The following is a 13,824-nucleotide window of genomic DNA, read 5'->3' as shown; positions in this document are numbered from 1 at the left end:
CCACACCCACTCAGACTTGGACCGTCTGCGGCCGCCAGGATTCCTGGTAGGCGCCGATGAGGCTGGCGCGGGTGTCCTTGTAACGCTCCCAGTCGAAGCCTTCAAGGAAATCGAGCGCCGCTTTCGCGCCACGCTCGAAAAGGTCGAGCTTGGCCTCGTCGCTGAGCCGGAAGTTGAGCCAGTCGTGATCGGCGGTGTCGATGTAGGCCACCAGTTGCCTGAAGTCCGGGTTCTTGCGGATGAACTCGTAATCAAGGCAGTGACGCGAGGCATTGAAGGTCTGCGTGATCAGCTTGAGCGGCCCGGTAATGGTGTGGGCGCGTTCATCCCATTGCAGCTTCACGCCAAAGGTCGGCCGCGTCGGCACCTTGTGGGTGCTGTGGAAGGCATCGATCGGGAAGTTCGACAGCACACCGCCGTCCACGAACACCGCCTCGGGCGGCGGGAAACCGATGTTGTCGTCGGCCACCAGGCCCGCCATGTCCTCCCAGCGCTTCACATGCGCCGCATCGCGCAGCGCCAGCGGCACGCGCACCGGGGCGAAGAACAAGGGAATCGACATCGAGCAGCGTGCATAGTCCGCCGGGTTCACCGCGCCCACGTCGGCCCAGTACAGGTCCGCCATGCGGGGGAACTCCACCTTGGTCTCGGTTGCAATGTCGGCCGCCACGACGCACAGGTAATCCTTTGCCGGATCAAGCGGTGGCAGCGCATCGCGCCCTTCCAGTTGCGAAGCCCGATGCCGCGTGCCGTCGCGCAGCCGCCATCCGGCAGGGGTGGTGCCCATCAGGCGGCGCAGCGCGGTGGTGCTGGCGACCGCATCGCCCAGGACGATGTCGCGCATCCAGGCGTGGAAACGCGCACCACGGTTGAGGCCATGAATCTCGTTCATGTTGTCGACCACCTGCATCGCCTTCCACAAACCCTTCGCGAGCCCCGGTCGCTTGAGCATGGTGTTGATGAAGTCCGGCGCGTCGTCATCCTCGTCGTCCTTGCCGTCAACGAAACTCTCCATCGGCATGTTGGCGACGATCTCGGTCAGGCGTTCGCTCTTGGCCACCGCGGGCGCGCCAAGCGCGGCGAGCGCCAGCGCGGTGATCGACCCGGCCGACGCGCCACCGAGGCCGGAAAAGCGCAGGCCCGCTTGCTCCAGCACATAGACATAGCCCAGCAGCGCCACGCCCAGCACGCCGCCGCCTTCCATCACCAGATCGACATACTGGTGACCGGCGTCGTCGATCACGTCGCTGTAGACGCGCTGGTGAAGGCCCTTGGCCCGTAACTCAGTCAGAACAGGCTCAACGCGCACGATGAAGTCGCTTGCGGTTTGAGGCATGGTTTGCTCCTTTTCTTCAATGAGGTTCCGGCATCACCATTCGAATCCGGAAGAACGCCTAGGTGGGTTGAGGATTCGGAATCGACACCGACAGCGTTGGCCCAAACGGCGTGAAACTGACGCCCCCGCCCTTCTTCTTGGCCCGCAATTGCTGCCACTCCACAGAAAGACTGGTGGCGAGTTCATCAAAGATGTCGCTTGGACTGCCGCCGGGGTAGTTCACCTGCACCGAGTAGCGCAGGATCTTCTTCTCGCTGAGCACCAACTGTTTGACGTCGACCTCGGCGCGATTCTTGTGCAGGCCGTTTGCCGATGACGTAATCGGCGAAAGGTTCGACAAGGAACCGCCGGGGCCGCCCAGCTTTGCGTTGAGCAAATGCCCCTGCACATAGCGCTGGCCATGCACTTTTCGGATCAGATCCCAAACCTTGGCGTTCGGCGCCGACCCGGTTGCGGAACCGTCGCCCGCGTTCTGTTTCGTCAGCCCATTGATGACCATGCTGCGACCGCCCAGCGATTCACCCGGCACGATTTTGCTCGCCTGGAGGCCTCCGTAAGAAGGCGACTGCTTGGGCACGTCATCAGCTGACAGGCCATCGAGCACGCCGGCATCAACCAGGATCTTCGCGACAGCATCCATCGCTTCGTAGAGCGCCTGTTTCTTGGCTTTGCCACGCTCGATATCGGCCGGTTTCGCGTCCTCCGGCTTGATCGCGTTGATCGTCTTCAGATCGCCCATCAGCGTTGCGATCTCGTCGCGTTTGACCGTAGCCGATGCTTTGAGACCCGGATCATCGATTTCCCCAATCGTCGCGTTCAGGTTGGTGACGTCGCTGTGCACCATCACTTTCACGTGCGGCGGTTCGCCTTCAAGCTGGATTGAATGCGACTCACCCGACTTGGTCTTGAAGTCGACCCGCTCGTGCCACCAGTCAATCAACGCCGCCACCGCCGATTTGATCGCCCCCAGCACCGCCTCGATTGCGCCCTTCACCTTGTCGATCAGCCACAGGATCGCCGCATCCACCTTGGCGCGAATCGCGTCCACCAGCTCGCGTATCTTCTTGCCGACACCGCCCAGGCCCACCTGCTCAGCGAGGAATCCGATCACGATCGGCATGCCGCGCCGCATCAACCCTTCCACCCGCGCACCGGCCTTGTCGATGGCACCACTGGCGATTTCGGATGCCGAGTCGAGCGCACTGATCGCCATGCGGATGATCTGCTGCGCGTAGCGTTTGACCGTTTTGAACACCTTGTAGATGCGCCGCGCGATGTCGACGATCTCCGACAAACCGCCGGACGCCGCCGCCGCGGCCGCGACGATGGCGATCTCTTCGGCCACCTTGCCCGCCACCCATTCGGCCACGCCCTGCAGCACCGTGCTGCCAAATTCCTTGGCCTTGTCGATGATGCCCTTGGTGTTCTCGGCCGGCGACTTGGAGGTATCAATCGCGCCGCGCACCCACGCGATGGCACTGCCAAAGCGGCGCATCCAGACCTGGAGCTTGGCGACCTTTGCCGGATCGAAACGCTTCTTCAGCAATTCGAAGATGTGATTCACCGACAAGCCCATCACATCGAGCGCGAAGCCAAACACCGCCATCGGGTCTTTCCAGCTTCTTGGCGCACTGATGCCTTTCTCGGCAAGCTCGCCGAACAGCCAACCCTCGATGCCAAAACCCAGGTGGCTGAGGATGTTCTTGCCGAAGCGCTTGAAGCCGGCGCCGGTGGCGCGCACCGCGTTGCGCACGAAGGCGATCGGCGCGCGCATCACGCGGTCCCACACCGAGAAGGCCTTGCTGATCAGTTCGCCCAGCAGCTCGGGCGGCACGTCGAACACCCGCAGCACGAGGCGGAAACTCGCCTTCACCGCCCCCATCAGATCGCGGTTCTTGAACACCAGCTTGATCAGCGCGCGGATCTCGGTCTTGGTGCGCGCCCAGGCCTCGCCGTCACGCACGAGCGCTTCAAACAGCTCGATCTGGCGCAGGATGATCGGGATCAGGAAATCCACGAAGGGGTCGCGGATGCACTTGGGGATCATGTCCCAGATCTTCTCGGCCAGCAGGACAGGGATGCCCCAGACGTCGAGCACCACATTGGCAATGCGCTTGAAGAAGTTGATCGCGCGGGTAATGAAGCTCCCTAGCAGGGTGAACCCGGCAATCACCGCATCAGCAAGGCTGACGAGCTTGCCGCTGGCCCAGGCCGCAAGCGCTTCAATCTGATCGGCGACCCACTGCGTGGCACGCACGATGAACGCCAGACCGACCCCCGCGGCCGCCCCCACCCAACCGCCGGCAGCCTTGGCCAGGCGACCGATGGCGCCCGAGAGACTGCGCGCAAAACCCACCAGCCCGCTGCCAAATCGCTGTGCGGCGCGCTGCAGGCTAGGGAGCAGGGTGTTCTGCAGATAGGCACGGCCGCGCACCACCAGATCGCCCTTCCAGTTCGCCTTGATCCAGCGAACCCCTTGCACCACCCCCACGACCGCCGCTGCCAGCACGACGAAGGGCCCTGCCGGCGACGCAAGAATCGCAAGCCCGGCCACCACCGCCGTGACGGTCGCGATCTGCTTCTTGTAGGGCTCGAGCACTTGCTTGATCGCATCCCAGACCTTTTCGACCTTGCCCTGCACCCACTGCAGGATGCCGTTCTGTCCTTCAGGCCCTTCACCGATACCCAGCTTGTTCTTGACCCAGGTCCACGCCGCGGCAAGCGCCTTGCGGATCGGTGCGCACTTGTCCCACACCCAGGTGGCGAACTGCTCGATCTTGTCCCACTGCTGCTTGGCGATCTTCTTGATCCAGCCCCACACCGGGGCGCCCACCTTGTCCCACAGCGCCTTGCAGAGGTCCTCGACCTTCTTGACCACGGGTTGCAGCTTCTCGACGATCGGTTGCAGCAAGCGCGTTGCAAGTTGCTCGATCTTCGCGGCCGCCTGCCGCAAGGGCGAACAGTCATTCGCCGCGATCTTCCCGACGGCTTCCTGCACCCAGGCGATCATTGGCGCAAAGCGCGCCACCAGCGACTTGCCTGCACCGGCAATGCTGCGGACCGGCGCCATTACGCTATCAATCAGCCGCTCGAATCCGCTGGTGACCTTCTCCTTGAGCCAGTCGACGATGCCAGCCGGCCCTTTCTCGATGAAGGGCACCAACTCAGGGGCATAGCGGCGCAGCAGATCCATTGCCACATCCGCGCCGGCCTGCACAACGGTGTTGACCGCGCTACCGAGCAGCGCCGCACCACGCGCCAGCAAGCCCGGCTTGCGCTGCACCGTGGCGCCCTCGGTGCGCCCGACCACCGAGAAACCGGTGCCCGCCACCACCGCGGCGCTTGCGCGGCTCGCCTCCGCCTCCAGCGCATCGCTGCCGCCGCCCAAGCGCTGCACGCGTGGCCGCGCCGGGCCGCGCTGCTGGATCACATGCGCCGCTTCATGCGCGAGCAAGGCGATGTCGTCGGGCCGCTCGCCACGCGCGAGCACGATGTCGTTGCCGTAGGCGAAGGCACGGGCGCCCTCCTGTTCGGCCGCCCGCTGCGCGGCGGCATCGGTATGCACCCGCACGGCGGAAAGATCGGCCCGCAGGCTTTGCTCCAGCCGGCGCCGCACCGGCATTGCCAGCGGCTGGCCAGCGCCCAGTCGCCCCGGCATGCGCTGCGCGCTGCCCTGGGCCGGGCGGGCACGCGCTGGCGCGGCCGGCGCAGGCCGCGCCGCAACCGCTGCGCGTGCCACCGCGCTCATGTTTCGCCCCCCTCACGCAGCGGGCAGACCTGCCCGCTCTTGCGGTACTCACGGCGGATCGCCGATTCGAGCGCCGCCGCGTCGATCACGCCACCGGCATCAAGCGCCAGCAGCGCCGCATGCAGCACCACGTTGCGCCACTGCCCGCCCGACAGCGCACAGCGCGCCGCAAAGCGCGACAGCACCGCCGCCGGCACCGCATGATCGGCCGGCAGCTGAATCGCGAGGATGCGCTCGCGCACCGCAGCATCCGGGGCCGGGAAGTCGATCGTCACATCAATACGGCGCAGGAAGGCGCTGTCGATCCGCTCAGCGCTGTTGGTGGTGATCAGCAGGATGCCGTGGAAGCGCTCCACCGCCTGCAGCAGGAAGTTGGTTTCAAGGTTGGCGTAGCGATCGTTGGCATTGCTGACGCCGGTGCGGCCTGCCATCAGCGCATCGCCTTCGTCAAGCAGCAGCACCGCGTCGATCGCCTCGGCGGCTTCGAAGATGCGCGCGAGGTTGGCCTCGGTCTCGCCGATGTACTTGCTCACCGTGCGCGCGAGGTCGATGCGGTAGGCGGGCTTGCCCAACTGCGCCGCCAGGATGCGCGCCGCCGCGGTTTTGCCTGTGCCGGACGGCCCCTTGAACAAGGCCCGCACCCCGGGCGTGAGGCCGGCCGCGAGCGCCTCGCCCACGCCATCGGCCAGTGCCTCGCGGCGGCGGCAGCGCAGTTCAAGCCAGCCCATCTCTTCAGTGGCACGCGCAGGCAGTGCCAGCTCGCGCCAGCTGCCCGTCGTCGGCAAGACTTCGGCCAGCGCCGCCAGCGCCGCATCGCCCCGGTGCGCCAGTTGTTCGGCCAGTGCGTGCGCGGGTTCGGGCCGCGTCAGGGCGCGTTCGATCTGACGCCGCCACACCCCGGCGGGCAGACGGTGCGGCAGCGCAAGTGCCGCCGGGCAATCGTCGCGCCCGGCCGCCAGCCAGGCCTCATGCAGAATCGCCACGCGCTGCGCCGGTGTCGGCGGCCGCAGCGGCAGCAGTGTGACCTGCGCGGGCAATTCGCCCCCTGCGACCGGCAGCAGCGTGTAGTCAGCCTTGGTGACAAGGCGCGGCAGGGCATCGGGCAGGCTGTGGCGCGCATCGAGCACCAGCGCCGCGTTCGAAAGCAGGGCCACGCAGCGCGCGCTATCCAGATCGGTGAGGCTGGTGGCTGCCCCCGCGCGCAGGCTCAGGCAGCCGTGCCCGCCCTGCGCCGCGAGCGCGGCGGCAAGGCTCATCCGCCCGCAGCCCGGCAAGCCGCGCAGGGCCAAGGGCTTTGGCAGATCGGCCACTCCCGGCGGGGCGACCAGGCCTTCGAGCGCGCGCGCCTGCGTCGGCTCGCGCAGGCGCAAGGCCGGGTCCTGCACCGGGCGCGCGCAGAGCGCGTCCCACACCGCCAGCGGCACCGCCAGCGGCCATGCCGCGCGCGGCCCCTGCTGTTCGGCCAGCAGCAGGCCGGCCTTGAGCACCTGTTGCAAACGTTCGCGCACCGCGTCGGGATCAAGCGTCGGGTGGCAGGCCGACAGCCAGCCCCAGGCGGGGCGCGCGGCGCCATCCTGCAAGTCGGCCGCCAGTGCGGCAAAGCGCGGGTCGTCCTCGATCAGGCCGACCTGGAAGACCAGCCCGATCGCGGCATCGCCCAGCCCGAGCGCGTGCTGCAGGCGCCGGATCGGCAGGCTGAACTGCGGCGCGGCCCAGGCGGCCGTGGCCTCATGCCAGACCTGCCAGCAGGTTTCCAGCGGCAGACCTTCGAGTTCCGGCCTGTCGATCTGGTCCAGATAGTCCTGCAGGAAGGGATGCTGCGCGAACAGCGCATCGGGCGAGCCCGCCTTGCGCAGCGCCGGCGCCAGCCACGCCAGCACCGCACCGAAGAAGAACAGGCGCGCATGGTTGGCCGCGCCGGGTGCCACGTCGGCAAAGGCCAGCGGCGCACGCGGCGCGTTCATTGCCCGGCCTCGGCGGTGAAGCGGTAACGCAGTGCGCATCCGGCCGCGGGCAACCACCCGAGGTCGCGATCGAGCCCCGCCAGGCGCAATTCGATCGGCAAGGCGGCCAGCGACATGCGCACTTCAAGCGCCTCGCCGCTGCGCACGATGCGCGCGGCGCGGCGCAGCACACGCCCGACCACCTCATCCGGCGCAAAGCCCGTGGCCACCGCGAGCCGCGCCACGACGAAGGGGGCAAGCCGTGCCACCCAATCCGCCCAGTCGCCGATCGGGCGCGGCGCCGGCCGGCCGCGTTGCGCGATCCGGCGTGGCGCTACCCAGCCGGGCCAGTCGTTGCCGCGCAGCACTTCGCGGCGCGGCAGATCGGCCACGCAGAAGCCGGCCGGATGCCACAAGGCATGTCGATCCGGGCCTACCACCTGCCGCCAGGCGCGCTTCTGATCAGCCCAGGGCGCCAACCAGTCCTCTGGCAGGCACCAGTCGGCCCGCGGCGGCGGCGCCCAGCTGCCCGCTTGCAGCTCGGCCGGGCGGCCGGCCGCTGCGGCAAGCCAGGTCGCAAGCGGATCGGCATCGAAAGCGGCGCCGAGCAATCTGCGCGCAAGAAGGCTGAGCAGATCCCAGGGGTGCAGGCCAATGCCACGTTCGGCGGGGCGGGTGAAATCCGGGTAGAGCCCCAGTGCAAGCGCAAGGTTGAGCAGGTGGAACACGCCACCGAGCCCGGTCTGCACGGCGGCCAGCGGGCTCGCCACAAAGGCTGTATTCGCCGCTGCGTGCGCGGCGCCGGATACCGCGCGCGAAGGTAGCGCGATCTGCTGCAAGGCAGGGATAAGCGGCAACTCGGGCACCGGGAGTTCGCCCGCCGTTTGTTCCGGCAGCGCGGGGGGCGTCGGCGCTTGGTCGTGCCACTGCACGGCCGGCGGCGAGCGCGGGCCGTCTGCGGCTGCGGTGTCAGTCGGCGCGGCCGTAGCCGGCGCCTCGTCCGGTGATTGCGCCCCCGCTGCGCGATCCGCATCGGCGGCACCGGGCGGGTACGCGGAAGCCAAGCCCTGCGCACTCTGCGAAGCGGGCACAGGCGGCGCGCTGAAAGCAGCCGGCTCATCGCTCGCGGTGGCCCCGGCCACGGAAGGCGGAAGGGCGGCGGGCGCCGGCGCGGCCACCTCATCACCCAAGGCCAAGCGCGGCAAGTCTTCGACGGCCATGCCCTCAGCCGCGGTGGCCGCCGCTGGCCCATGTGCCGCCAGCCATGTGTCTGGCGGACAGGGCGCGGCGCTGGCAGCGGCCGGCACCCGGGCCAGCCCCAAGGCCAGCCACAGCCAGGCGCGCGCGGCGGCGGGCAGATCAGCGCTTTCGAACCCGGCACAATCGGCGAGCGCCTCGGCGATGGCCCGTACCGCGTCGGCGGGTGCCGGCGTGGCCCCTGCCGGAATCACGAAGCACTGCGCGAGGGCTTGCCGCAAGCCTTCTGCCTGCGGCGCGCAAGCGCGTGCGAATGCCACCGCCCGCCCTTCCCCGGCCAGGAGCGCAAGCGCGGCCGGCACCGCTTGCGGATGCGTGCGCCAGGCGGCGAACACGCCTTCGGCACCTGCCTGCGGCAAGCTGCACCACCACCAGTGATCGATCGTGCCGGCCAGCAGATCGCGCGCGGCGCAGGCCAGCCATTCGGCGGTATCGGCAAAGCGCACCGCCTCGGCTGCCGGCCCCACCGACTCGATCCAGGGCCGGCGCGCCGCGGCCAGGCGGCTGCGTGCCTGGGTGATGACGGCTTGCCAGTCTGGCGACGGGCGATGCAAGGGCCGCTCCAGCGCATCGGCCGCAATACGCCCGCCTGCCCGGCGCAGGCACAGGATCGCATCGCCCGGATCGAGCGCGCCCAAGGCTGCATCGACCCGCCGCGCCAGGCGCGCCTGCACATCGGGGGCGTGCGCAGCGCCACGCACGCGGGCTTGCACGATGTGCACGCCGTCCATGTCAGCGCCCTTTCGGCGGTGTCTTCTTCGGCGCGCGCTTGGCGGCCGGCTTGGCCGCAGGCTTCGGCGCGGTGTTCGTTGGCGCCTTGCGCGACGCCGCCTTGGGCGTCGGCAGATCGCGCATGTTGCCTCCCAGGTTCACCGGTGTGGACAAGCTGCCGAGCGCCACCGGCTGCGCCACCCCCACCACCGGCGTGGCAACGACACCGGGTGCAAGGCCGGTGTTCCCGATGCCCACGGGGTTGAAGAGGCCCGGATTGGCATTCACGCCGGTGAAGTTGCCCGGCGCCGCAATCACACCGCCGGGCACGCTGTTCACGCCGCCCGTTGGCAGCGTTGCGATGGTTCCGGGCTGGGTCGTGATGCCGCCAGGAAGCGTGTTGATCGCACCCGGATTGAGGATGCCACCCGGCTGCACGCCAATGCCGGTGGGCGGATTGAGCACGGTGCCGGGGTTGATCACTGTGCCGGGGTTGATCACTGTGCCCGGATTGATCACCGTGCCCGGCAAGGTCGTGATCCCGCCCGGTAGCGTCGTGATGCCGCCGGGGTTTGTCGCAATGCCGCCCGGCGGGTTGGTGATCCCGCCGGGGATGGTCGTCACCCCGCCCGGGATGGTCGTGATCCCGCCGGGGAAGGTGAAGCCGCCCGGCGGCAGGATGAAGAGCTTGGGATAGGCCGCCACCTCCAGTTGCAGGATCAGCCCGCCGTCGAAGCTCGCGCCGGGGCTCAGCGGCTGGAAGCCCAGTTCAAAGTAATCCGGGTTCTCACGGAACACGTAGGGCATGACCGTCGTGATGCCGCCCTTGCCATCGGCGTCCTTGAGGGTGAGGCGATAGACGTAGTGATTGAAGGACGGGTTGTAGCCGCTGAACGCCAGTTGCGGCATGCGCGCATCCTTGCTGACCACGCTGCCCTTGAGCGAGGTGACGACCCAGTCATTGACCCCGCTGGTGCGGCGGATAAGCGCAGCGGCGACAATCTCGGGCGTCTGCTGCGCCGCTTGCGGGGCCGCCACCGGCCGCCACGCGTTGTTGGTGAAGCCGAGCAACTGACCCTCTGCCGGCGCGCTGGCCTGCACGCTGCGCCCTTGCAGCGCGCCGATCTGGTTGGCCGCAGTGGTGCCGCTGACATCGCCGCTCATCGCGTCTGGGCCGACGTCGCCGGCCAGCGCGTTGAGGCGGTCGATGATCGCGTTCATCAAGTTCGCGGTGATCAGCTCGCCGGGCTGCACATGGGCGAGCGTCGTCGGACGCTGGGGCGGCCGCAGGATGCCCGGATCAATCGTCCCGACCAGGCCGGGGTTGAGCAAGCCGGGCGCCACGGTCATCCGATCGCCAAGCAGGGAAGTGTCCACCATCGGCTGGGCGAGCGACGAGAGACCGGTACGCTGGATCTGATCGCCGCGCAGTGCATCGGCAGAGAGGGCTTTGAAGTCGGCCATGTCGGGCTCCTCAGAAAGTGGGGTAACGGTCGTGATCGAAACGCGCGCGGTTCTCACGCGACGCAGCCGGAAGCGGCAGGTGCCGGTGGCCGAAGAGCAGCGCGCCGCTCTCGGCGCCGCCATCTCCACGCAATCGGAATCGCCAGATCAGTTGCTGCGGTTCGCTCGCCAGATCGATCGGCGGCAGCATCGCCGCGCCGCGCCACAGCGGTTCGAGCAGCGCGCCATCGAGGTAGTCGTCCTCGCTGACAGCCAGCCCGCTGAAGAAGGCGTTGGGCTGGATGCCGCGGCGCGTGGCACTGGCGATCGGCAGCACACCCACCGGCGGCAGATAGGCAAAGACATTGCGCGCCGTCATGATCGTGGGCGCATAGTCGGCGGCGCCGATCAGTTCGGCGGCCTGCTGCGCGAACTGCCGGATGAAGGCCATGCCTTCCGCCGCACGGCGTCCGCTACCGAGCAGCAGCAAGTCAGCCGCCGAAGCCGGTTCGTGTAGCGTGCGGCGCACCGCCCACATGTCGAGCCAGGCCAGGCCAGCCGGTTGCCAACCAAACAGCGCAAGCGGCACTTCGTCGTCGGCCACCACACCGGCGGCATCGAGCAGGCCGTAGGCGCGCAGCGGGTTGTTCAGCCCACCGAGCGGATCGACCAGCGCTTCGGCCACGACGTTTCCGCCCAAGGCCGCAAAGGCCGCGATATGCCGCGCGCGATGGCGGCCCAGGGTGCTGGTATCGGCCAGCGTGGATGCTGCGGCGCCAAGCAGCGCCACCGGAATCGTCGCGAGCCGGAAGCGCAAGCCATTGAGCCGCCAGCGCGCACCGCAACGATTGATCGATTCGCTGCCGGCGCCCGACACGCCCGGCGCCTGTTCGGATGACAGCGCCTGCGCCGGGCCCACCAGCAGCACCTGCAAGGCGGTGCCGTAACGCACCGAAGGCCCGGGTCTGCCGCCCGGCTTCGGCCCGCAGAGCCGGAAAGCCCCCGGCCCGAGATTGGGGGGTGGCGGCGTCGAGGTATCCGGCGCCAGCTGGATGCGCAGCGGTGAGGCGAGCCGCAGCACCGTGCCGTCCGGCGCGATCGCGGTGCCGGGCGACAGATCCACCGCCTCCAGCAGACTGCCATTAGCGCTACGTGAACGCGTCACCACCAGCCCGCGCGCAATGCCGGTGCCGGCGGCCGTGGCGATGGCCGCGTCACGCTCGGCGCTGGCCGCCTGCTCATCCGCCAGATCGCGGCCGGAGAGCAGGCGGCCAGCGAAGAAATTCACCGCACGCTGGGCGCCATCGAAGTAGCCCGCGGCGGCGGCTTCTGCAAGCGCGCTCATGGTTTCTCTCCGTACTCGCTGACTTCGAGCATCACTTCCCAGCCCGCTTCAAGGCTGCTCAGTTCGGTGCCGAAGGAGAGTGAAATCAGGATGCCCTTCTCGACGAAGCCAGCGCAGCCTACCGACGGGATCGGTTTGTCGAGCGTGCCCATCGCGATCGCTTTCAGGATGTACATGTGCCCGCCGTCGAAGTTAGGCCGCACATAGCCATCGAAGCGGATCAGCATCGGGTTGTTGTCCACCAGCTCAAGCCCGCCGAACACCGGCCCGCGCGCGCCATTGAAGCCCAGCACCCCTGCTGCAACCACGCGCACCGGCGACGCCGCTGCGCCAGCCGGGCGCGGCCGCCAGGCCTCGGCTTCGGCATCCCACACCAGCGCATCGCCATGTGCCGGCGCCTCGTCCGACACCTTGCGCTTCTGCAAGCCGGCAACCACGTTGTCACCCGCCGGGCCGTTCGCATCGCCACCCAGCACCACCGGGTCACCGCCCACCGCGGGCGGCGCCACCGGCCGCCAGACCGTGCCGTCGAAACCAAGCAACTGGCCGCTCGCTGCACCGGTTGAAACCAGGCCGACGCCCTGCAAGGCGACGACCTGCGCGGCGTCGATAGGCCCCGTGAGATCGCCGCCGCTCACCGGCATCGGCGGGCTGCCGTGGGTGTGGTCGGCACGCGCGTAGGCCTCGCTCACGCCGACCGCTGGTGCAAGGCCGAAGGCGGTTTCCGACGCGACCACCGCGGCCGCCACCGGCTGTGCCGTCTGGCCCAGCGCATAGCGTTCCTGCAGGGTGCGGGTGTTGAGCAGCAAAGGCCGCGCACTGTCGTCGAGCGTCAGCGTTGCGGCATCCAGCACGCCGGCATTGAGGCGGAAGCGCAGGCTCGCGAGCAGCACTGGCTCTTCCGGCTTCAACACGGTCGGCGCTGCGGGCGGGCCCGCATCCACCGGGACTTGCGGCCGCACTTCGGTGATCCAGACCCGTTCGGCGAGCGCGATCACCGCGTCGAAATCCGCCGCCGCAACCTGCCACGGCCCACCCAACGCCTCACCGGCGATCAGCGTGCGCACCAGCGGCGGTACATCGGCCAGCGCGAGGGGCGTGCCCGGCGCGGGCGCCAGACGAATCGCGCGTAGCAGGCGGCCGAAGCGATCGGTGAGCCACTCTTCCACCTGCGCCGGCGGCTCGGCAACGAAGGCGAGGCTGAAGGTCTCCGCAATCCGCGTCGCCACGCCCTCGCCTTCACCGCAGCAGGGCGTCACCGGCAGCGGCAAGCGGTTGGTATCGCACTCGTGGTAGCCCAGCACCACATGCGCGCGCTGGAAGCCGGCATCGTCCGCCGGCAGCAGGGCGGAGACATTGGCGCCGACCCAGGCGGCGAAGTCGGCGCACTGGCGCGCATCAACCCGCACCACCTTGCCGGCCACCGTCAGCGCAAGGCCGGGTTCAACCCGCACCTCACTGCCCGAGAGCGACACCGCCAGCCCGAGCGCCGTGCCGTAGCCGTGCAGCACCCGGTTGTGCTGGCGGTCGCGCTCGAGGAAGTAGAACTGCTCCTGCTCGAATTCATCGGCGCCAAGGATCTGGCCCAGGCTGTAGCGCACCCGCTTGTCGGCCTCGGGGGCAGACGGCGTGGCGGCAGTGGAGAAGGCGGCATCACTCATGAGCGATTCTCCCGAAGAGGGATGTTGGTTAGCGGGGAGGCCGCGCGGGCCTCTTGTCTTTGAATCCAGTGAATTGGCGCAGCGCCGCCATGCGATGCAGGCTTGGCTTGCGGTTGGCGTTGTTTGCTTGACGCGGCTGTGCCGGTGAAGCCGGGTCCCGCCCCGGCGGGCGTGTTACTTCTTTTGCTTCGCCAAAAGAAGTAACCAAGAAAAGGCGACCCGGCCTTCGCGGTCAGACACTGCGTGTCTGACTTCCCTGCGCTGCTCGCGAAGTCGGGCGGCTGCGGAACTCGCGCCGGGCTGCGCCCGCCGCTCAGACAGTCCTCGCCGTCGGCGCTGCGCGCCGATCCCCCGACCCCGCTGCGCTGCTCGGCGCTCTC

7 protein-coding genes are annotated in these 13,824 nt (G+C 68.7%); all 7 read right to left on the bottom strand.

Annotated features, from left to right (window positions below; genetic code table 11):
* Positions 1-10 precede the first annotated feature (10 nt).
* Genes OPU71_RS14855 through OPU71_RS14825 form a run of 7 tightly spaced genes read right to left on the bottom strand, consistent with a single transcriptional unit; the run spans position 11 to position 13,444 of the window.
* Entirely contained in the window at positions 11-1,336 is a 1,326-nt protein-coding gene (locus tag OPU71_RS14855) for a patatin-like phospholipase family protein (protein ID WP_267728795.1), read from the bottom strand.
* A gap of 58 nt (positions 1,337-1,394) precedes the next feature.
* Positions 1,395-5,084 (bottom strand): eCIS core domain-containing protein, encoded by a 3,690-nt coding sequence (locus OPU71_RS14850; RefSeq protein WP_267728794.1) that lies wholly within the window; start codon positions 5,082-5,084, stop codon positions 1,395-1,397.
* Positions 5,081-7,048, bottom strand: a complete 1,968-nt coding sequence (locus OPU71_RS14845; protein WP_267728793.1) for an ATP-binding protein — start codon at positions 7,046-7,048, stop codon at positions 5,081-5,083. Before OPU71_RS14845 ends, OPU71_RS14850 begins: the two co-directional genes overlap by 4 nt.
* On the bottom strand, positions 7,045-9,015 hold the full coding sequence (locus tag OPU71_RS14840) for a hypothetical protein (protein WP_267728792.1): 1,971 nt from the start codon (positions 9,013-9,015) through the stop codon (positions 7,045-7,047). Before OPU71_RS14840 ends, OPU71_RS14845 begins: the two co-directional genes overlap by 4 nt.
* 1 nt (position 9,016) lies before the next feature.
* Complete coding sequence (locus OPU71_RS14835; RefSeq protein WP_267728791.1) at positions 9,017-10,459, bottom strand: hypothetical protein; 1,443 nt, start codon at positions 10,457-10,459, stop codon at positions 9,017-9,019.
* 10 nt (positions 10,460-10,469) lie between these two features.
* The gene (locus OPU71_RS14830; protein WP_267728790.1) at positions 10,470-11,783 is read right to left on the bottom strand and encodes a hypothetical protein; all 1,314 of its coding nucleotides are present in this window, start codon (positions 11,781-11,783) and stop codon (positions 10,470-10,472) included.
* Positions 11,780-13,444, bottom strand: a complete 1,665-nt coding sequence (locus tag OPU71_RS14825; protein WP_267728789.1) for a hypothetical protein — start codon at positions 13,442-13,444, stop codon at positions 11,780-11,782. The genes OPU71_RS14830 and OPU71_RS14825 overlap by 4 nt, the downstream gene beginning before the upstream one ends.
* Between the last annotated feature and the right edge of the window lie 380 nt (positions 13,445-13,824).

This window comes from Niveibacterium sp. 24ML, from assembly GCF_026586805.1.
Classification (GTDB): Bacteria; Pseudomonadota; Gammaproteobacteria; order Burkholderiales; family Rhodocyclaceae; genus Niveibacterium.
This window is presented reverse-complemented; position numbering and strand designations above follow the sequence as displayed.

Bases quoted from the DNA above. Each gene is read 5' to 3' on its own strand.
- OPU71_RS14845 (WP_267728793.1), bottom strand. From the start codon at position 7,048: ATGAACGCGCCGCGTGCGCCGCTGGCCTTTGCCGACGTGGCACCCGGC.
- OPU71_RS14835 (WP_267728791.1), bottom strand. From the start codon at position 10,459: ATGGCCGACTTCAAAGCCCTCTCTGCCGATGCACTGCGCGGCGATCAG.
- OPU71_RS14855 (WP_267728795.1), bottom strand. From the start codon at position 1,336: ATGCCTCAAACCGCAAGCGACTTCATCGTGCGCGTTGAGCCTGTTCTG.
- OPU71_RS14840 (WP_267728792.1), bottom strand. From the start codon at position 9,015: ATGGACGGCGTGCACATCGTGCAAGCCCGCGTGCGTGGCGCTGCGCAC.
- OPU71_RS14830 (WP_267728790.1), bottom strand. From the start codon at position 11,783: ATGAGCGCGCTTGCAGAAGCCGCCGCCGCGGGCTACTTCGATGGCGCC.
- OPU71_RS14825 (WP_267728789.1), bottom strand. From the start codon at position 13,444: ATGAGTGATGCCGCCTTCTCCACTGCCGCCACGCCGTCTGCCCCCGAG.
- OPU71_RS14850 (WP_267728794.1), bottom strand. From the start codon at position 5,084: ATGAGCGCGGTGGCACGCGCAGCGGTTGCGGCGCGGCCTGCGCCGGCC.